At 73.4% G+C, this 18,631-nt stretch carries 17 protein-coding genes; 5 read left to right on the top strand and 12 right to left on the bottom strand.

Annotation, left to right across the window (positions count from 1 at the left end; genetic code table 11):
- Together E5082_RS11360 and E5082_RS11355 are read left to right on the top strand one after the other, a co-directional pair.
- Positions 1 to 702 (top strand): ABC transporter permease subunit, encoded by a 702-nt coding sequence (locus E5082_RS11360; RefSeq protein ID WP_135791123.1) that lies wholly within the window; start codon positions 1 to 3, stop codon positions 700 to 702.
- A 41-nt stretch (positions 703 to 743) separates the two neighbouring features.
- Positions 744 to 1,133 (top strand): hypothetical protein, encoded by a 390-nt coding sequence (locus E5082_RS11355; protein WP_135791122.1) that lies wholly within the window; start codon positions 744 to 746, stop codon positions 1,131 to 1,133.
- Here the strand turns inward: E5082_RS11355 and mug are convergent.
- Both mug and purB read right to left on the bottom strand, forming a co-directional pair.
- Positions 1,130 to 1,666, bottom strand: coding sequence for a G/U mismatch-specific DNA glycosylase (mug, locus tag E5082_RS11350; protein ID WP_373310025.1), 537 nt, complete (start codon positions 1,664 to 1,666; stop codon positions 1,130 to 1,132). The two genes, E5082_RS11355 and mug, sit on opposite strands and share 4 nt — an antisense overlap.
- A gap of 5 nt (positions 1,667 to 1,671) precedes the next feature.
- Positions 1,672 to 3,114 (bottom strand): adenylosuccinate lyase, encoded by a 1,443-nt coding sequence (gene purB / locus E5082_RS11345; RefSeq protein WP_135791121.1) that lies wholly within the window; start codon positions 3,112 to 3,114, stop codon positions 1,672 to 1,674.
- Between the two features lie 110 nt (positions 3,115 to 3,224).
- On the opposite strand from purB, the gene E5082_RS11340 reads away from it, so the two are divergent.
- Positions 3,225 to 4,130: an NAD-dependent protein deacetylase gene (locus E5082_RS11340; RefSeq protein ID WP_135791120.1), complete on the top strand. Its 906-nt coding sequence runs from the start codon at positions 3,225 to 3,227 to the stop codon at positions 4,128 to 4,130.
- A gap of 6 nt (positions 4,131 to 4,136) precedes the next feature.
- Here the strand turns inward: E5082_RS11340 and E5082_RS11335 are convergent, their stop codons facing one another.
- From E5082_RS11335 to bioB, 10 genes are all read right to left on the bottom strand, one after another.
- Positions 4,137 to 4,937 (bottom strand): SGNH/GDSL hydrolase family protein, encoded by an 801-nt coding sequence (locus E5082_RS11335; RefSeq protein WP_135791119.1) that lies wholly within the window; start codon positions 4,935 to 4,937, stop codon positions 4,137 to 4,139.
- 68 nt (positions 4,938 to 5,005) lie between these two features.
- Positions 5,006 to 6,019: a hemolysin family protein gene (locus E5082_RS11330; protein ID WP_135791118.1), complete on the bottom strand. Its 1,014-nt coding sequence runs from the start codon at positions 6,017 to 6,019 to the stop codon at positions 5,006 to 5,008.
- Positions 6,016 to 7,368 carry a hemolysin family protein gene (locus E5082_RS11325; RefSeq protein ID WP_135791117.1) on the bottom strand — a complete coding sequence of 451 codons (1,353 nt, stop codon included), beginning with the start codon at positions 7,366 to 7,368 and terminating at the stop codon, positions 6,016 to 6,018. The genes E5082_RS11330 and E5082_RS11325 overlap by 4 nt, the downstream gene beginning before the upstream one ends.
- Positions 7,369 to 7,528: 160 nt before the next feature.
- The gene (locus E5082_RS11320; RefSeq protein ID WP_135791116.1) at positions 7,529 to 7,954 is read right to left on the bottom strand and encodes a GNAT family N-acetyltransferase; all 426 of its coding nucleotides are present in this window, start codon (positions 7,952 to 7,954) and stop codon (positions 7,529 to 7,531) included.
- 73 nt (positions 7,955 to 8,027) lie between these two features.
- Complete coding sequence (locus E5082_RS33410; RefSeq protein ID WP_135791115.1) at positions 8,028 to 9,719, bottom strand: DEAD/DEAH box helicase; 1,692 nt, start codon at positions 9,717 to 9,719, stop codon at positions 8,028 to 8,030.
- Positions 9,720 to 9,898: 179 nt separating this feature from the next.
- Positions 9,899 to 12,466, bottom strand: coding sequence for an ABC transporter permease (locus E5082_RS11310; RefSeq protein ID WP_135791114.1), 2,568 nt, complete (start codon positions 12,464 to 12,466; stop codon positions 9,899 to 9,901).
- A 6-nt stretch (positions 12,467 to 12,472) separates the two neighbouring features.
- Entirely contained in the window at positions 12,473 to 13,285 is an 813-nt protein-coding gene (locus E5082_RS11305) for an ABC transporter ATP-binding protein (protein WP_135791113.1), read from the bottom strand.
- Between the two features lie 134 nt (positions 13,286 to 13,419).
- Positions 13,420 to 14,139, bottom strand: a complete 720-nt coding sequence (gene bioD, locus E5082_RS11300; protein ID WP_135791112.1) for a dethiobiotin synthase — start codon at positions 14,137 to 14,139, stop codon at positions 13,420 to 13,422.
- A 1-nt stretch (position 14,140) separates the two neighbouring features.
- Positions 14,141 to 15,418: an adenosylmethionine--8-amino-7-oxononanoate transaminase gene (locus tag E5082_RS11295; RefSeq protein WP_135791111.1), complete on the bottom strand. Its 1,278-nt coding sequence runs from the start codon at positions 15,416 to 15,418 to the stop codon at positions 14,141 to 14,143.
- Positions 15,411 to 16,598 (bottom strand): biotin synthase BioB, encoded by a 1,188-nt coding sequence (gene bioB / locus E5082_RS11290; RefSeq protein WP_135791110.1) that lies wholly within the window; start codon positions 16,596 to 16,598, stop codon positions 15,411 to 15,413. The genes E5082_RS11295 and bioB overlap by 8 nt, the downstream gene beginning before the upstream one ends.
- A 164-nt stretch (positions 16,599 to 16,762) precedes the next feature.
- On the opposite strand from bioB, the gene E5082_RS11285 reads away from it, so the two are divergent.
- Positions 16,763 to 17,893 (top strand): 8-amino-7-oxononanoate synthase, encoded by a 1,131-nt coding sequence (locus E5082_RS11285; RefSeq protein ID WP_135791109.1) that lies wholly within the window; start codon positions 16,763 to 16,765, stop codon positions 17,891 to 17,893.
- Between the two features lie 222 nt (positions 17,894 to 18,115).
- A complete protein-coding gene (locus E5082_RS11280; protein WP_135791108.1) occupies positions 18,116 to 18,586 on the top strand; it encodes an ATP-binding protein in 471 nt (156 codons plus the stop codon).
- The last annotated feature ends 45 nt before the right edge of the window (positions 18,587 to 18,631 follow it).

Here is an 18,631-nt window from a genome sequence, read left to right as displayed (position 1 = left end):
ATGCCGTTCGTTCCCGTACTGCACGCCGAGTGGATCAAGATCCGGACACTGCGGTCGCTGCTCGGCGCGCTGGCGGCGGTGCTCGTCGTCACCGGGGCCTTCTCGGCCGTCACCGCGGCCCGGGCCGACCGGTCCGACCCGCTGTACTCGGTGTTCTTCGGCGTCAGCCTCGGCCAGGTCGCCGCCGTGGTCTTCGGCGCGCTCGCGGTGTCCGGCGAGTACCGGGGCGGTGCGCTGCGGCTGACGCTCGCCGCGGCGCCGGACCGGACGCGGTGGTTCGCCGCGAAGGTGGTCGCCGTCGCGCTGCCGGTGCTCGCTGTGGGGCTGCTGACCGGGCTGGCCACGCTCGCGGTGGGCAGCGCGACGGCGGGGCTCACCTGGGCACAGGGTCTGCGCGGGGTGGTCGGCTGCGCGCTGTACCTGACGCTGATGGCGCTGCTGGCGGCCGGACTCGCGGGCGTACTGCGCAGCGGGGTGGGCACGCTCGGGCTGCTGATCCCGTTCCTGCTGATCGTGTCCTTCGTGGTCGGAGACCTCGCCTCCGGAGCCGCCGGCTACCTGCCCGACCGGGCGGGCCAACTCGCCCTGCACAGCGCCCCCGAGGGCCCGCTCGGCCCCTGGACCGGGCTCGCGGTCACCGCACTGTGGGCGGGGGCGGCACTGGGTGCGGGCGCCTGGTGCGTGCGGCGGCGGGACGCCTGACGCGCCGCCAATTGTCAGTGGGGGCGGCTTTACTGGAGCGCATGGACGTCGTCGCACGGCATCTCGCCGCCATCGACCGGCTCCGCACGCGGGACCTCCCGGCGGGCGGGGCCGGTCACCACACCGTGGAACTGGAGACCGGCCACGGGCCGAGACCGGCCGCGGACGATGTCCACGCCCTGCGCGAGGCGATAGCCCAGCGCCTCGGCGCCCGCTGGGGCGAGACACCCCCCTGGGGCCAGCTCACCCTCCGCCTGCGCCTCGCCCGCGGCGAGGAGATACCCGAGCCCTGGGCCACCCTCTGCCTGCGCACCGACGAACTCGACGTCTGGCAGGCGGAGGAGGTGTGGCTCGCCGTCGGCGTGGCCGACCGGGACGAGGCCGAGGAAATACGCCTTTTCGCCACGGTGACCCGTACGGCCCCGCCCTAGTCCGCCGCAATCTCCCGCAGCCGGCCGAACTCCTCCGCCATGCCCGCCGCCGTCCAGTGGGCGTTCAGGCCGCTCGGGTTGGGCAGCACCCAGACGCGGGTGGCGCCGAACGTGCGCTCCTGCGGGCCCACTTGGGCCTTGCGGTCGCCGAAGGCCGCCCGGTACGCGGTCACGCCGACCACGGCCAGCCAGCGGGGCGCGTACCGCTCCACCTTGGCGGCCAGCACCCGGCCGCCCTCGATGTACTCCTCGGGCGACAGCTCGTCCGCGCGGGCCGACGCCCTGGCCACCACGTTGGTGATGCCGAGGCCGTACGAGAGCAGCTCGCGCTCCTCGGCGGGCCTGAGCTGGCGCGGCGTGAAGCCGGAGCGGTGCAGCACCGGCCAGAAGCGGTTGCCGGGACGGGCGAAGTGGTGACCGGTGGCCGCCGACATCAAGCCCGGATTGATGCCGCAGAACAGGACATGGAGGCCGTCCGCGATCACGTCGGGCACGAGACGGTCGCGGGCGGCCTCCAGTTCCGCCTGGGTCAGGGGGCTCAGAGGATCGCTCCGGGCGTGTAACCGGCCGCCTCCGGACGCTGCTTGGCGATCTCCTCGATCCGGCCCACGACCACGCCGACCTGGTCGGCGGCCGCACCGGTGAAGGACAGCTTGTCGGCCATCAGCGCGGCCAGCTGCTCGCGGTCCAGCGGCAGCCGGTCGTCGGCGGCGAGCTTGTCCAGCAGGTCGTTGCGCTCGGCGCCCTGCTCGCGCATGGCGAGGGCGGTCGCCACCGCGTTCTCCTTGATCGCCTCGTGCGCGACCTCGCGGCCCACGCCCGCGCGCACCGCGCCCATCAGCACCTTGGTGGTGGCGAGGAACGGCAGGTAGCGGTCCAGCTCCCGGGCGACGACGGCCGGGAACGCGCCGAACTCGTCCAGCACGGTCAGGAACGTCTCCAGCAGGCCGTCCAGCGCGAAGAACGCGTCCGGCAGCGCGACCCGGCGCACCACCGAGCAGGACACGTCGCCCTCGTTCCACTGGTCGCCCGCCAGCTCGCCGGTCATCGAGGCGTAGCCGCGCAGGATCACCATCAGGCCGTTGACGCGCTCGCAGGAGCGGGTGTTCATCTTGTGCGGCATCGCGGACGAGCCGACCTGGCCCGGCTTGAAGCCCTCGGTGACCAGCTCGTGCCCGGCCATCAGCCGGATCGTCTTGGCCAGCGAGGACGGCGCCGCCGCCAGCTGCACCAGCGCGGTGACGACCTCGTAGTCCAGCGAGCGCGGGTAGACCTGGCCGACCGAGGTGAACGCCTGGCCGAAGCCCAGGTGGTGGGCGATGCGCTGCTCCAGCTCGGCCAGCTTGGCCGCGTCCCCGCCCAGCAGGTCCAGCATGTCCTGCGCGGTGCCGACCGGGCCCTTGATGCCGCGCAGCGGGTAGCGGCCCAGCAGCTCGTCGAGACGGCCGTAGGCCACCAGCAACTCGTCGGCGGCGGTGGCGAAGCGCTTGCCCAGGGTGGTGGCCTGCGCGGCCACGTTGTGCGAGCGCCCGGCCATGACCAGCTCGGCGTACTCGCCGGACAGCCTGCCGAGGCGGGCCAGCACGGCCACCGTGCGGTCGCGGACCAGCTCCAGGGAGAGCCGGATCTGGAGCTGCTCGACGTTCTCGGTGAGGTCGCGCGAGGTCATGCCCTTGTGGACGTGCTCGTGCCCGGCGAGGTCGTTGAACTCCTCGATCCGCGCCTTCACGTCGTGCCGGGTGACCTTCTCGCGCTCGGCGATGGAGGCCAGGTCCACGGTGTCCAGGACGCGCTCGTAGTCGGCGATCGCCTGGTCCGGCACCTCGATGCCCAGGTCCTTCTGGGCGCGCAGCACGGCGAGCCAGAGCTGCCGCTCCAGCCTCACCTTCTGCTCGGGCGACCAGAGCGTGGCGAGCTCGGCGGAGGCGTACCGTCCGGCGAGGACGTTGGGGATGCGGGGCTTGGCGGGCGCTGAAGTCACGTGTACGGATTGTACTGGCGATTCGTGCAGGCCAGCGCCGTGGGGTGGCTCGGAGGAAGCTACAAGGCGCGCGGGGCGGGCGCCGAAGGCGGATTCCCTACTCTTGCACTATGCGCATGCGTCCTACGTTGAGCTGGACCCCGAGCGGAGATCTGCCGCCGGGCATCACCGACCCGGAGCCGGTCGCCGAGGCGCTGAGCGCGGGCGGGGTGCTCGTACTCAGCGGGGCGGGCATCTCCACCGAATCCGGCATCCCCGACTACCGGGGCGAGGGCGGCAGCCTGAGCCGGCACACCCCGATGACCTACCAGGACTTCACCGCCGGAGCCCCGGCCCGGCGCCGTTACTGGGCCCGCAGCCACCTCGGCTGGCGCACCTTCGGCCGGGCCCGTCCCAACGCCGGGCACCGGTCGGTGGCCGCCTTCGGGCGGCACGGCATGCTCTCCGGCGTGATCACCCAGAACGTCGACGGCCTGCACCAGGCGGCCGGGAGCGAGGCTGTCGTGGAACTCCACGGCAGCCTCGACCGTGTCGTCTGCCTCTCCTGCGGCGACGTGAGCGCCCGCCGGGTACTCGCGGAGCGCCTGGAGGAGGCGAATCCGGGGTTCGACCCGGTGGCCGCCGGCATCAACCCGGACGGCGACGCCGACCTCACCGACGATCAGGTCGGGGACTTCCGCGTGGTGCCCTGCGCGGTCTGCGGCGGTATCCTCAAGCCGGACGTGGTCTTCTTCGGCGAGGCCGTACCGCCCGCCCGGGTCGCGCACTGCCGGGCCCTGGTCCGCGAGGCGGCCACGCTGCTGGTCCTGGGCTCCTCGCTGACGGTGATGTCCGGCCTCCGCTTCGTCCGCCAGGCGGCCGAGGCCGGCAAGCCGGTGCTCATCGTCAACCTGGCCCCCACCCGAGGCGACGTCCACGCCCGCGCGCGGGTCGCCCTGCCCCTGGGTCCCGCCCTCACCGCCGTCGCCGGCCGGCTCGGGGTGTCCCTGGAGGGTGCCGACTCCCGCGTCGGGTGACCGGTGCTACGCCGGGTCCTCCTGCGTCAGCTCGTACGGGAGCAGGTCCGGGCGCTTGGCCGGGAGGCCGTCGCCGGAGGAGCGGCCGGTGAGGCGGCGGGCTATCCAGGGGAGCAGGTACTGGCGGGTGAAGCGGACGTCCGCGACCCGGCGGGCCCCCCAGCCGGGCGGCGGGGTGGCCGCCAGGGGGGTGCGCCACTGGGCGTCCTCGGCGTCGTGGCCGAGCGCCTGCCAGACCGCCTCGGCCACCCGGCGGTGCCCTTCGTGGGTGAGGTGCAGCCGGTCCACGTCCCACAGGCGGGGGTCGCCCAGCGAGCGCGCCCCGTACAGGTCGACCACCACCGCGTCGTGCTTGGCGGCCAGCTCGTCCACGCAGGCGAACAGCTCCTCCATGCGCGGCCGGAACCGGTCCAGCACCGGACCCTGGCGCCCGGGGCTGCGCATCAGCACCAGCCGCTCGCAGTTCGGCGCCAGCCGTTCCACCGCCTCGGTCAGCAGGTCCCGCACCCGGACCATGTCGCACTTGGGGCGCAGGGTGTCGTTGAGCCCGCCGACCAGCGTGATCACGTCGGGACGCATCGCGGCGGCGAGCGGCACCTGCTCGTCCACGATCTGCTGGATCAGCTTGCCGCGCACCGCCAGGTTGGCGTACCGGAAGCCGGGCGTGCGGGCGGCCATCCGGGCCGCCAGGAGGTCCGCCCAGCCCCGGTAGGAGCCGTCGGGCAGCAGGTCCGACATGCCCTCGGTGAAGGAGTCACCGACGGCGACGAGGCTGGTGTACGCGGGAGGTGTGGGATTCGTCTGCATGGCGACAGCGATGGTATCCCGGCGCCATACCCACCGGTCGGTCCCCCCGTCCCCACCCCCGGCACCGCTCAGGCGGGCTGCCCGAACAGCTCCCGCAGCACGTCCTCCATGGTCACCAGCCCGGCCAGCCTGCCGTCCGCGCCGATCGCCGCCGCCACGTGCGTGCGGCTGCCGCGCATCGCGGTGAGCACGTCGTCCAGCGGGGAGGACTCCCGCACCCGCGCGATCGGCCGCATGTCGCGCAGCCGGAACGGCACGTCGCGCGGCGAGGCGTCCAGCGCGTCCTTCACATGCAGGTAGCCCACGATCCGGCGTCCCACGTCGACCACCGGGAAACGGGAGAACCCCGACTCCGCCGACAGCCGCTCCAACTCCTCCGGGGTGACCCCGACGCTCGTGTAGACCACCCGCTCCAGCGGCACCACCACGTCCCGGACCGGGCGGCTGCCCAGTTCGAGAGCGTCGTGCAGCCGCTCCTGCGCCCGGTCGTCGATCAGGCCCGCCTCCGTGGCGTCCTTGACGATCTCGGCCAGCTCGGTGTCGGTGAAGGTCGCGGACACCTCGTCCTTGACCTCCACCCGCAGCAGCTTCAGCAGGCCGTTGGCGAAGGCGTTGATGGCGAAGATCACCGGCCGCAGCGCACGGGCCAGCGCCACCAGCGGCGGTCCGAGCAGCAGCGCGGTGCGCACCGGCTCGGCCAGCGCGATGTTCTTGGGCACCATCTCGCCCAGCAGCATGTGCAGATAGGTGGCCAGGGTCAGCGCGATCACGAACGACACCGCGTGCCCCGCCCCCGGGGGCACCCCGACCGCGTGGAACACCGGCTCCAGCAGATGCGCGATGGCCGGCTCCGCGACCACACCGAGGACCAGCGTGCACAGGGTGATGCCGAGCTGCGCGGCCGCCAGCAGCGCCGACACGTGCTCCAGCCCCCACAGCACCCGCCGGGCCCGCTTGTCGCCCTCCATGGCCAGCGGCTCCACCTGCGAGCGGCGCACCGAGATCAGCGCGAACTCGGCGCCCACGAAGAAGGCGTTGACGACCAGGGTCGCCAGACCGATCAGAATCTGTACGGCGGTCATCGCGCCCTCCCCGTCGGCTCGTCGGCGTGGCTGCCGTCCGGTTCCTTCACCGGCGCGTGCAGCAGCACCCGCGCGGCCCGGTGCCCGGAGGCGTCCACCACGTCAAGGCGCCAGCCGTCGACGTCCAGGCTGTCGCCGGCCTCCGGGATACGGCCCAGCTCGGTGGCGATCAGCCCGGCCAGCGTCTCGTACGGGCCGTCGGGCACCCTCAGGCCCACCCGCGCCAGTTGGTCGGTGCGGGCCGCGCCGTCCGCCGAGTACAGGGTGCGGCCCTGGTCGTCGGTGCCGGCCGGGGCCAGGTCGGGAGTCTCGTGCGGGTCGTGCTCGTCGCGGACCTCGCCGACCACCTCCTCGACGATGTCCTCCAGCGTGGCCACGCCCGCCGTGCCGCCGTACTCGTCTATGACGACGGCCATGGTGCGCCGGCCGGACAGCCGGTCCAGCAGGCGGTCCACGGTCAGGGACTCCGGGACCAGCAGGGGTTCGCGCATGATCTGGGTGACCGAGCGGACCGGCCGGTCCTCGGCGGGCAGCGCCAGTACGTCCTTGATGTGGGCGACACCGACGACCGAGTCCAGGTTGCCCCGGTACACCGGGAAGCGGGAGAGGCCGGTGGCCCGCGTCGCGTTCGCCACGTCCTCGCACGTGGCCAGGGTGTCGAGGGCGACGACCTGGACCCGGGGGGTCATCACGTTCTCCGCCGACAGGTCCGCCAGGTTCAGTGTGCGCACGAACAGTTCGGCGGTGTCCGGCTCCAGCGCGCCCGCCTTGGCGGAGTGCCGGGCGAGCGCCACCAGTTCCTGCGGGCCGCGCGCGGAGGCCAGTTCCTCGGCGGGCTCCAGGCCGAGGCGGCGTACAACCCGGTTGGCGGTGTTGTTGAGGTGGGTGATGAAGGGGCGGAAGGCCAGGCTGAACCAGCGCAGCGGGGTGCCCACCCGCTTGGCCACGGCCAGCGGCGAGGAGATCGCCCAGTTCTTCGGCACCAGTTCGCCGACGACCATCAGGAACACCGTCGACAGGGCGGTGCCCAGCACCAGCGCGGCCGTGCGGGCCGACGCCCCGGAGAGGCCCATCGCCCGGAACGGCCCGGAGAGCAGCGCCCCGATGGACGGCTCGGCCAGCATGCCGACGACCAGGTTGGTCACGGTGATGCCGAGCTGCGCGCCGGAGAGCTGGAAGGTGAGCTGGCGTACGGCCTTCAGCGCACCCTGGGCGCCGGTCTCACCCTTCGCCGCGGCCCGCTCCAGTTCGCCGCGCTCGACCGTGGTCAGCGAGAACTCGGCCGCTACGAAGGCGCCGCAGGCGAGCGAGAGCAGGATCGCCACCAGCAGGAGGAGCACTTCGGTCATCGGGTCACCTCCGTCCCAGGATCGGTCAGGACGGGAAGGACCGCGCGATGTCGGTGATGCGGACCGGCAGGGTCGCCCATGAGTGGACGCTCACAACCTTTCATCGAGTGCCGAGGTGCTGCCCCAATGGTAAAGGATCAGCAAAGCGGCGCTCGTGGGTTCAGCCGTTCAGCGGCTTGACCCAGCGACGCCACTTCTCCTCCGGCCCGTACCCCGCCGCGCTCCAGGCATGGTGCGCCGTCTCGTTGCGCACCAGCACCATCGCGTCCACGCGGCGCCCGCCCAGCGCGGCGAACCGGTCCTCGGCCGCCGCCAGCAGCGCCCGCGAGATGCCCCGGCGGCGATGGCCGGGGTGCACCGCGAGCCGGTAGACCGAGCACCGCCAGCCGTCGAAGCCCGCGATGACCGTGCCGGCCAGCACTCCGTCCAGCTCCGCCAGGAGCAGGGCCTCAGGGTCCCGCTCGATCAGCCGGGCCACCCCGGCGTGGTCGTCGCTGATGCTCGTCCCCTCGGCGGCCTCGCCCCAGAACGCCAGCACGGCGTCGATGTCGGCGGGCAGGGCGTGCCGGATGCTCGGATCACTCATGCCCCGAGCCAAGCAGACCACCCGATCACCGGACCAGGAGGTTTCCGGTACGTGAGACCGGGCGTCCGGACGTTCAGCGGGACTGGTCCCGCTCCCGGCGCACCTGGGCCCGGCGGCCCTTGACGTTGGCGCCGCGCATGGCGCGTACGACGTCGTCCGCCGCCTCCTCGGGGACCTCCACCAGGGAGAAGCGGTCCGCGATCTCGATGGCGCCGATGTCCCGGCCGCTCAGGCGGGTCTCGCCGGCGATGGCGCCGACGAGGTCCTGCGGCCGTACGCCCGCGCTGCGTCCGGCGCCGACGAACAGGCGGGTCATGCCCGGCGAGGTGCGGCCGCGCGGCCGTCCGCGCTGGCCCCGGTCGCGGTCGCCGCCCCGGCCCCGGTCGCCGCGGTCGCGGTCCCTGGGCGCCAGCTCCGGGATCTCCTCCTCGTCGAAGGCCGCGCCGCCCGACTCGTGGGCCAGCTTCACCGCCGCCAGCGCCACGTCCATCACGTCGAACTCGTCCCCGAGGGTCTCCACCACCACCCGGAACCGCTCCAGGTCCCCGTCCTCCAGCAGGCTCTCCTGCAGCGCGGCCCGCGTCAGCTCCAGCCGCCTGGCCCGCAGGTCCGCCACCGTGGGCACCTTCTCCAGCGGCACCTTCCGGCCGGTCGCCCGCTCGATCGCCTTCAGCATCCGGGACTCGCGGGGCTCCGCGAGCGTGATCGCCACGCCCTCACGGCCCGCGCGCCCGACCCGGCCGATGCGGTGCACGTACGACTCCGGTGCCGAGGGCACGTCGTAATTGATCACATGCGTGAGGTGCTCGACGTCGATGCCGCGCGCCGCGACGTCGGTGGCGACCAGCAGGTCCGCCGTGCCGCCGCGCAGCCTGCCCATCACCCGGTCCCGCTGCTCCTGGCTCAGCCCGCCGTGCAGCGCCTCCGCGCGGTAGCCGCGGCCGTTGAGGGTCTCGGAGAGCTGGTCGACCTGGTCGCGGGTGCGGCAGAACACGATCGCCGCCTCCGGGGACTCCACGTCCAGCAGCCGCCCCAGAGCGGCCGCCTTCTGCGCCCGCCCCACGATGTACGCCGACTCCCGGACGCGCGGCGCCTCGCCCGGCGCCGGGGCCTCCCGCTCGATCCGCACCCGCACCGGGTCGCTGAGGTGCTTGCGCGCCATGGAGTCGATCCGCGAGGGCATCGTCGCCGAGAACAGCACCGTCTGCCGCTCCTCCGGCACGTTCTCCAGGATCGAGTCGATGTCCTCCGCGAACCCCATGTCCAGCATCTCGTCGGCCTCGTCCAGCACGACCGTGCGCAGGCCGCCGAGGGGCAGCGTGCCGCGCGCGATGTGGTCCAGCGCGCGGCCCGGCGTCGCCACCACCACGTCCACACCGCGCTGGAGTTCCCGGAGCTGGCGGCCGATGGGCTGGCCGCCGTAGACCGGCAGGACGCGGACGCCGAGGTCGGTGCCGTAGCGGTGTACGGCCTCCGAGACCTGGATGGCCAGCTCGCGGGTCGGCACCAGCACCAGCGCGCTGGGCCCCTTGCCCTTGCCCTCGGCGGCGATGCGCTGGATCACCGGCAGCGCGAACGCGGCGGTCTTGCCGGTGCCGGTGGCCGCCTGTCCCAGCAGGTCGTTGCCCTCCAGCAGGGGCGGGATGGCCTCCTGCTGGATCGGGGTGGGCTCCTCGTAGCCGAGCGCGGCCAGCGCCCGCTGGATCTCGGGGGCCAGTGCGAGATCGGCGAAGCCGACCTGCCCGTCGCTGGTGTTGGTGGTCATGGCGCATCCCTTTTCGGCTGGGGGACGCGGTACCTGGGTGGCCGGCCGGGCCTGGAAGACGCGCGGACCCGCGAGGGAGCCCGAAGTCCGCGCCGGGACGCGCCCCCTTGCAGTTCACGCGGTACGGACCATCTATACCGTGCCGTGCCGGGCGGAAACCCGCCACCGGACCGGGGCCCTCACTCGTGGGCGATGGCGGTCAGTACGTTCATCCGCGACGCCCGCAGCGCCGGGAACAGGGCAGCCACCACGCCCACCACCGCCGAAGCGATCATCACGGCGACGATGGTGCCCCAGGGCACCTGCAGCTCCTTCAGCCCGCGCAGCGCCAGCACCTGCTGACCGCACACGCCCCACACCAGCCCCAGCGCCAGCCCGAGGACCGCGCCGAACACCGCGATCACCACCGACTCCAGCCGGATCATGCGGCGCAACTGCCGCCGGCTCAGCCCGATCGCCCGCAGCAGCCCGATCTCGCGGGTGCGCTCCACCACCGACAGCGCCAGGGTGTTGACCACGCCGAGCACCGCGATGACGATCGCCAGCCCGAGCAGCGCGTACACCAGGTACAGCAGCACCGAGATCTGGTCGTGTACCAGCTTCTTGTAGTCGGCCTGGTCGCGGACCTGGAGCTGCGGATACGGCTTGAGCGCCGATGTCAGGCTCGCCCGCAGGCCGGCCGCGTCGGTGCCGGGGGCGGCGTTGACGTAGAGCACCGAGTCCTGGCCGCCGGGGACGTACTTGTCCACCGTGCCGAGGCCCAGGAAGATGCCGCCCTGCGTGCCGAAGCCCTCCGGCGACTCCAGATTGGTGAGCGCGCCGACCGTCAGCCGGGCCACCTTGCCGCCGGGGAATTCGACGGGCAGCGTGCTTCCCAGCCGCGCTCCGTGACCCTGCGCGAACTTGGCGTCCATCGCCAGCCGGCCGTCCGCCAGCGCGGCCCCGGTACCGCCACTCGCGTAGGTGAGGTGCACGACGTCGTCCAGACGCGGGCCGTAGGCGGAGGCGGCCGTCTGCACCCGTCTGCCGTCCGGCATCCGCACCGCGAGCGGCGTGATCCGCTGCGGTACGACCAGCCCGACGCCCTCCGTCCCCCGCACCGTGCGCCGCACATCGGCGCTGAACGGGCTGAAGTTGGCGCTCTGCACGATGAAGTCCGCGCCCAGCGTGCGGTCGATCTGCCGGTCGAACGAGGCCGACATCGAGGCGCTCGCCACCGACATCCCGCCGACCAGCGCCAGGCCCACCATCAGTGCCGCCGCCGTGGCACCCGTACGGCGCGGGTTGCGCAGTGCGTTGCGCTGGCTCATCCGGCCCACCGAACCGAACAGCGAGGGGAAGGCCGCGCCCAGCACCCGGATCACCGGCCGCACCAGCAGCGGCCCGGCGATCACCATGGCGATCAGCGTCAGCACGACGCCCAGCCCCAGCAGCGCGGCCGCCGGAGCCGCCTTCGTCGCCGCCACGCACCCGGCCAGCGCCGCCGCCCCGGCCACGCCCATGACCGCGCCCGCGACGGCCCGGCCGGTCAGCGGCTTGTCCACCCCGGCGATCTCCGCGTCCGACAGCGCCGCCATCGGCGACACCGTCGCCGCCCGCCGCGCCGGGAGGTACGCGGCGACGAAGGTGACGCCCACCCCGACCACGTACGCGGCCACCGGCGTGCCCCAGCCGATCACCATCTCGGTGGCCTTCAGGTTCATCCCGAACAGGCTCATCAGCCGGATCAGCCCGTACGCCATCCCGATCCCGGCCGCGAGGCCCAGCGTGGAGCCCACCACGCCGAGCAGCAGCGCCTCCAGCAGCACCGAGCGCCGCACCTGACGCCGGTCCGCGCCCAGCGCCCGCAGCAGGCCGAGTTCACGGGTGCGCTGGGCGATCAGCATGGAGAAGGTGTTGACGATCAGGAAGATGCCGACGAGCACCGCGATCCCGGCGAAGCCCAGCATCACGTACTTGATCACGTCGAGGAATCCGCCGAGGTTCGCCGCCGCCGACTTGGCCTGTTCGGCGGCGGTCCGCAGCTCGTAACCACCGCTGCCGATCGCGGCGGCGACCCGGTTCTTCAGCTCCGGGTGGGTGACGCCCGGTGCCGCCTCCACCGAGATGGAGGTGGCCTTGCCCGCCGAGCCCAGCAACTGCTTCCCGGCCGTGGCCTGGTCCAGGAAGACCAGCGCGGCGCCGGGGTTGGTGGTGCGGAAGGTGGCGATGCCCACGACCCGCACCCGGAACGTGCCCGGCTGGGCCTGCACGGTCAGCGTGTCGCCGATGCCCACATGCTTCTTGCCCGCGGTGTCCGCGTCCAGCAGGGCCTGGTCCGCGCCGCGCGGGGCATGACCCGAGGTCAGCTCCACCGGGCTGCGGTCGGTCAGGTGCCAGGAGGTGGCGATCGTCGGGGCGCCGGTGGTCGGGCCGACGGACCGGTCGCGGCTGTCGGTCACCGTGACGTTCTGCACCGACACGTCCGCGTGCGCCGAGGCGACACCGGGGGCCTTCGCCACCCGGCCGGCGAGGTCCGCGGGCACCGTCAGTGTCGCGCCGCCCGGCACCGGGGAGCGGAGGTCCTGCTTCGGGCCCACCGTGACGTCCGCCGCCGTGGAGGCGAACAGCCGGTCGAAGGTGCGGGTCACCGTGTCGGAGAAGATCAGGCTCCCCGAGACGAAGGCCACGGACAGCACGACGGCGAGCGCGGAGAGCGCCAGCCGCCCCTTGTGCGCGAGGAAACTTCTCAGGGTCGCCTTGAGCACGGGGGTTCAGTCCTCCCGCGCCACGGCGTCGTCGCCGAGCCGGCCCCGGACCACGTCGAACGCCTTCATCCGCTCCAGCACGGTGTCCGCCGTGGGCCGCTCCATACGGTCCACGATCCGGCCGTCGCCCAGGAACAGCACGAGGTCGGAGTGGGCGGCGGCGCCGGGGTCGTGGGTCACCATGACCACGCTCTGCCCGAGGTCGTCCACCGCGCTGCGCAGGAAGCCCAGCACCTCCAGGCCCGAGCGGGAGTCCAGGTTGCCGGTGGGCTCGTCCGCGAAGATCAGCTCCGGCTGCGAGGCCAGCGCCCGCGCGCAGGCGACACGCTGCTGCTGGCCACCTGACAACTGGGCCGGGCGGTGCCCGAGCCGGTCCCGCAGTCCCAGCCTGTCGATCACCTGGTCCACCCAGCCGGGCTCGGGCTTACGGCCCGCGATGTCCATCGGCAGGGTGATGTTCTCCGCCGCCGTCAGGGTGGGGATCAGATTGAACGACTGGAAGACGAACCCGATCCGGTCCCGGCGCAGCCTGGTCAGCTCGCCGTCCTTCAGCCCCGTGATCTCGGTGTCCCCGAGCCACACCTGCCCGGCCGAGACCGTGTCCAGCCCGGCCAGGCAGTGCATCAGCGTCGACTTCCCCGACCCGGAGGGCCCCATCACGGCGGTGAACCGCCCGCGCGCGATGTCCACGTCCACCGAGTCCAGTGCGACCACGGCCGTCTCCCCGGTGCCGTACGCCTTGGTCAGCCCCCGGGCCCGCGCCACCGTTCCCCGGCCCGGCACCGCACCCGGCGCGTCCTGAGCAGCAGATGTGAACAAGATGCACTCCCCATCGCCTCGACATCCCGGCTCCACGGCCAGGGCCCGAGCCTAGTGTGACCCGAACCACACCTGAAACGGTGTTCGGCAATCGGTGGAGCGGCGGATGCGGGAGGGGAGGAATCCGTACGTTCCTACCCTGTCCCCTCCCGTTCCCGGAACCCGTCCGCGTCCCACGTCCCCCACAGGCGGGGGGACAGCCAGGCCGGGGCCCGGTGGCGGAAGTCCGCCGGGGGCAGGGTGCCCGTGCCCTGGGGGAGAGCGCCGAGGAGGGGGGCTCCGGCGACCTCCGGGAGGTCGGTGACGTTGCAGCGGGTGGCGAGGTCCGGCTCGGAGGGCCAGGACCCGATCACCACGCCCGTCAACTCCAGCTCCCGGCGCTTCAGTTCGCGGGCCGTCAGTTCCGTCGCGTTCAGCGTGCCCAGGCCCGCCGGGGCCACCACGAGGACCGGGGCGTTCAAGAGGGCCGCGGCGTCGGCCAGGGTGCCGCCCGCGGGGTCGAAGCGGACCAGGAGGCCGCCCGCGCCCTCCACCAGGACCAGGTCGTGGTCGGTGGCGAGCTTGGCGGCGGCCTCGGCCACGTCCTGGGGGTGGACCGGCGGGAGACCGCAGCGGCGGGCGGCCGTGACGGGGGCCAAGGGGTCGGGGTAGCGGGCCAGTTCACGGGACGTGACCGGACCCGCGAGGCGGGCCACCTCGTCCGCGTCGCCGCGCTCGTCCGGCCGTACGCCCGTCTGCGCGGGCTTCAGGACGGCCACCGAGCGGCCGGCCGCGAGGGCGGCGGCCGCCACGGCGGCCGTCACCATCGTCTTGCCGATCTCCGTGCCCGTGCCCGTGATCACCAGTACCGGCATGTCATCCCTCCCGCGCCGCGGCGCACACCGCGCGCGCGATCCGTGCCACGTCCGCGTCGTCCGTGACGTACGGCGGCATCGTGTAGACCAGGTCGCGGAAGGGGCGCAGCCACACGCCCTCCCGCACGGCGGCCCGCGTCGCGGCCGCCATGTCCACCTCGTGGTCGAGCTGGACCACACCGATGGCGCCCAGCACGCGCACGTCCCGGACACCGGGCAGCTCCGCGGCCCCGGCCAGACCCTCCCGCAGACCGGCCTCGATCCGCTTGACCTCACCCCGCCAGTCCTGCCCGAGCAGCAGTTCGACGGAGGCGCAGGCCACGTGGGCGGCCAGCGGGTTGCCCATGAAGGTCGGCCCGTGCGCGAGCACCGGCACCTCGCCGCGGGAGATGCCGTCGGCCACCCGGGTGGTGCACAAGGTGGCCGCCAGTGTGAGATAACCGCCGGTCAGCGCCTTGCCCACACACATCACATCGGGCGAGACCCCGGCGTGCTCCGCCGCGAACAGCGCGCCCGTACGTCCGAAGCCGGTGGCGATCTCGTCGAACACCAGCAGCACGTCGTGCGCGTCGCACGCCTCGCGCAACACGCGCAGATACGCGGGGGAGTGGAACCGCATCCCGCCCGCGCCCTGCACCACCGGCTCCACGATCACCGCGGCCAGTTCGTCCGCGTGCCGCTCGATCATGGACCGCAGATGCTCCGCGTACGCCTCCTCGTAGGCGGCGGGCGGCGCGTCCGCGAACACCTGGCGGGGCAGCGCGCCGGACCACAACCCGTGCATGCCGCCCTCCGGATCGCACACCGACATGGGGTGCCAGGTGTCGCCGTGGTAGCCGCCGCGCCAAGTCAGCAGGCGCCGCTTGCCGGGTCGGCCGAGCGAACGCCAGTACTGGAGGCACATCTTGACGGCCACCTCGACGGACACCGACCCGGAGTCCGCGAGGAAGACGTGCTCGAGCCCCTCGGGCGACATGTCGACAAGGAGCTTCGCCAGCCGTACGGCGGGCTCGTGGGTGAGTCCGCCGAACATCACATGGCTCATCCGCCCCAGCTGTTCGCGTGCCGCCTCGTCCAGCACCGGGTGGCGGTACCCGTGGATCGCCGACCACCAGGAGGACATGCCGTCGACCAGCTCCGCGCCGTCCGCCAGCCGCAGCCGGACCCCGCTCGCCGACTCCACCACGAGCGGTTCGCTCCGGCCCGGCATCGGACCGTACGGATGCCACACATGCCGCCGGTCCAGTTCCAGCAGCTCGGCCGTACCCGGATCAGGCATTGGGCGCGAGGTCCGTCCCGGCACCCCGGCGGCGCACGGCGACCAGATCGGTACGCGGCCCGGCGGAGGCGGGCGCGTCGGCCGCGACCGGGGCCGTACCGCAGACGCCGCCCCCGGCGTGCGACCCGCACCCGGCCTGCTCCGCGCCCGGCCCGCAGCCGCCTCCGGCGGCCGCCGCCCGGTGTGCCGGCAGCGTCACCTCGTCCGCGCCCTCCACCTCGAACCCGGCGTCCGCGATCATCTCCAGGTCGGCCTTGCCCGCCTGGCCCTCGCTGGTCAGGTAGTCCCCGAGGAAGATCGAGTTGGCCAGGTGCAGCGCGAGCGGCTGGAGCGAGCGCAGGTGCACCTCCCGGCCGCCCGCGATCCGCACCTCCACGTCCGGGCAGACGAAGCGGACCATCGCCAGGATGCGCAGACACCGCTGCGGGGTGAGGTTCCACTCCTTGGCCAGCGGGGTGCCCTCGAACGGGATCAGGAAGTTCACCGGAACGGAGTCCGGGTCCAGCTCGCGCAGCGCGAACACCACGTCCACCAGGTCCTCGTCGCGCTCACCCATGCCCGCGATCAGACCCGAGCAGGCGGACAGCCCGGCCGCGTGCGCCTTGTGCACCGTGTCCACCCGGTCGGCGTAGGTGTGGGTGGAGGTGATGTCGCCGTAGGTCGCCTCGGAGGTGTTGAGGTTGTGGTTGTAGGCGTCGGCGCCCGCCGCGCGCAGCCGCTCCGCCTGGCCGTCGGAGAGCAGACCGAGGCAGGCGCACACCTCGACGTCCTCGTGCCGTTCCTTGATGGCCTTGATGGTGTCGGAGACCCGGTCCACGTCCCGGTCGGTGGGCCCGCGCCCGGACGCCACCAGGCACACCCGCTTGGCGCCCCCGGCGAGCCCCGCGGCCGCCGCCTCGGACGCCTGGTCGGGCTTGAGCCAGGTGTACTTGAGGATGCCCGCCGTGGAGCCCAGCCGCTGCGAGCAGTAGGAGCAGTCCTCCGGGCACAGGCCCGACTTGAGGTTGACCAGATAGTTGAGTTTCACCCTGCGGCCGAACCAGTGCCGCCGCACCTTGGCAGCCGCGGTCACCACATCGAGCAGGTCGTCGTCGGAGGTGGCGAGCACGGCGAGCGCTTCCTCGCGGGTCGGCGTCTCGCGCCGCAGTCCCTTGTCCACCAGCGTGTTCAGCAGGTCCATGAGGCTTGATCCTGTCCTACCCGACCGCTCGGGGCCAAGGAGACTTCGCACAAGGACCGAGGTTCACCGTGTGGGTATTGCCACATCATGGGCGGCTCTCCGCGCCGCTAGTGTCTGTCTGTTGTCTACAAAAGCGCCCACCAGAGCAAGCCCACGGAGGAGCCATGGCGTTCGGCTGGATCGACGAGCAGGCCGAGGCGCGCCGCCGCGCCGGACTCCTGCGGACCCTGCGCCCCCGGCCCGCCGACTCGCCCCTGCTGGACCTGGCGAGCAACGACTACCTGGGCCTGGCCCGCCACCCCGAGGTCGTCGAGGGCGCGGCCGCGGCGGCCCGGACCTGGGGCGGCGGGGCCACCGGCTCCCGGCTGGTCACCGGCACCACGGAGCTGCACACCCGCCTGGAGACCGAGCTCGCCGAGTTCTGCGGCTTCGAGGCGGCCCTCGTGCTGTCCTCCGGCTACGCGGCCAATCTCGCCGCCGTCACCGCGCTCGGCCCGCACGGCTCGCTGATCGTCTCCGACGCGGGCAACCACGCCTCCCTGATCGACGGCTGCCGCCTCGCGCGCGCCACCACCCAGGTCGTGGGACACGCCGACCCGGAGGCCGTGACCAAGGCTCTGGCGACCCATCAGGGGGAGGCGATCGCCGTCTCCGACACGGTGTTCTCCGTCGACGGTGACGCGGCCCCCCTGCGCTCGCTGGCCGAAGCCTGCCGGGAACACGGTGCCGGACTGGTCGTGGACGACGCCCACGGCCTGGGCGTCCTGGGGGAGGGCGGCCGGGGCGCGGCCCACGCGGCCGGGCTCGCGGGTGCGGCCGACGTGGTGGCCACGGCCACGCTGTCCAAGTCGCTGGGCAGCCAGGGCGGGGTGGTGCTGGGGCCGGCGCGGGTGATCGGCCATCTGGTCAACACCGCGCGGACGTTCATCTTCGACACCGGCCTCGCCCCCGCGGCCGCCGGGGCCGCGCTTGCCGCGCTGCGCCTGCTCCGGCGCGAACCGGAGCGCCCGGCGCGCGTCCGCGCGGTCGCCGCCGAACTGCACGCCCGGCTCACCGCCGAGGGCCTCGCGGCGGTACGCCCGGACGCGGCCGTGGTCTCCGTACGGGCACCGTCCCCCGACGCCGCCGTGCGCTGGGCCGCCGACTGCCGTACCCAGGGGCTGTCGGTCGGCTGCTTCCGCCCGCCGTCCGTCCCGGACGGCGTCTCCCGGCTGCGGCTGACCGCCCGCGCGGACCTCTCGGAGGCGGACATCGAACGGGCCGTAAGGGTCATCACCGCCGTCCGGCCCTGCTGAGGGCGGTAAAAACCCCGTCAAATACGGTCTCGCGTCGCAGAGTTCACCCCGTTGAGCGACAGATGTCCGCGTATCTGGGGGGTTGGTTCACCGGACCGCTTCCGTAATGGCAGGCTGACGTGCAGGCACCAGAGCGGGACCGTGCCCGAACCCTCCGCCCCACGTCGTCGCGCGGGCCGGGGGAGGTCGGCGGGCCGCCCGTGGGAAAGGGACGACTTCGCCATGGCAGACCATCTGGAAGCATCCATCACTCTGCCGAGCGATCCGGCCTCGGTCCGCACGGCCAGGTCCTACGTGGTGGGCACCCTGGCGAGCTGGGGGCTCCCCGCGGACGACGAGGTCACCGACACCGTGCGCCTCATCGTCTCCGAGCTGGCCACCAACGCCGTCCAGCACACCCGGGGCCAGTCGCCCACCTTCACCGTGGACGTCGTACTGGCCCGCGACGAGCTGTTGCTCATCGGCGTGACGGACAGCCATCCGAGGATGCCGAAGAGACTCCCGGCCGCCGTCGCCCAGGACAACGGGCGCGGCATGGCCATCATCCGGTGTCTCACCGTCGAGTGCGGCGGCAAGCTGCGGGTCCGCCCGACCCGTGAGGGCGGCAAGACGGTCTTCGTCGAGCTGCCCTGGTGCGTCCCGGGCCGGCCGCGGCCCGCCACGGCCCGCCCGGAGCCCTCTCCGGCCCGCTGAGTCCGGGAACGGCCCCGGGGGCGTGGGTACGCCGTGGGGACCGCT

This window comes from Streptomyces griseoluteus (assembly GCF_004784465.1).
Classification (GTDB): domain Bacteria; phylum Actinomycetota; class Actinomycetes; order Streptomycetales; family Streptomycetaceae; genus Streptomyces; species Streptomyces griseoluteus.
The sequence above is the reverse complement of the archived record's forward strand: the minus strand, read 5'-3'. Positions and strand labels throughout refer to the sequence as shown.

Excerpts from the sequence above, each read along its gene's own strand:
- E5082_RS11285 (WP_135791109.1), top strand. The coding sequence starts at position 16,763 with ATGGCGTTCGGCTGGATCGACGAGCAGGCCGAGGCGCGCCGCCGCGCC.
- E5082_RS11360 (WP_135791123.1), top strand. The coding sequence starts at position 1 with ATGCCGTTCGTTCCCGTACTGCACGCCGAGTGGATCAAGATCCGGACA.
- E5082_RS11320 (WP_135791116.1), bottom strand. The coding sequence starts at position 7,954 with ATGAGTGATCCGAGCATCCGGCACGCCCTGCCCGCCGACATCGACGCC.
- bioD (WP_135791112.1), bottom strand. The coding sequence starts at position 14,139 with ATGCCGGTACTGGTGATCACGGGCACGGGCACGGAGATCGGCAAGACG.
- E5082_RS11355 (WP_135791122.1), top strand. The coding sequence starts at position 744 with ATGGACGTCGTCGCACGGCATCTCGCCGCCATCGACCGGCTCCGCACG.
- E5082_RS11325 (WP_135791117.1), bottom strand. The coding sequence starts at position 7,368 with ATGACCGAAGTGCTCCTCCTGCTGGTGGCGATCCTGCTCTCGCTCGCC.
- E5082_RS33410 (WP_135791115.1), bottom strand. The coding sequence starts at position 9,719 with ATGACCACCAACACCAGCGACGGGCAGGTCGGCTTCGCCGATCTCGCA.
- bioB (WP_135791110.1), bottom strand. The coding sequence starts at position 16,598 with ATGGACCTGCTGAACACGCTGGTGGACAAGGGACTGCGGCGCGAGACG.
- E5082_RS11330 (WP_135791118.1), bottom strand. The coding sequence starts at position 6,019 with ATGACCGCCGTACAGATTCTGATCGGTCTGGCGACCCTGGTCGTCAAC.
- E5082_RS11295 (WP_135791111.1), bottom strand. The coding sequence starts at position 15,418 with ATGCCTGATCCGGGTACGGCCGAGCTGCTGGAACTGGACCGGCGGCAT.
- E5082_RS11280 (WP_135791108.1), top strand. The coding sequence starts at position 18,116 with ATGGCAGACCATCTGGAAGCATCCATCACTCTGCCGAGCGATCCGGCC.
- E5082_RS11335 (WP_135791119.1), bottom strand. The coding sequence starts at position 4,937 with ATGCAGACGAATCCCACACCTCCCGCGTACACCAGCCTCGTCGCCGTC.
- E5082_RS11340 (WP_135791120.1), top strand. The coding sequence starts at position 3,225 with ATGCGCATGCGTCCTACGTTGAGCTGGACCCCGAGCGGAGATCTGCCG.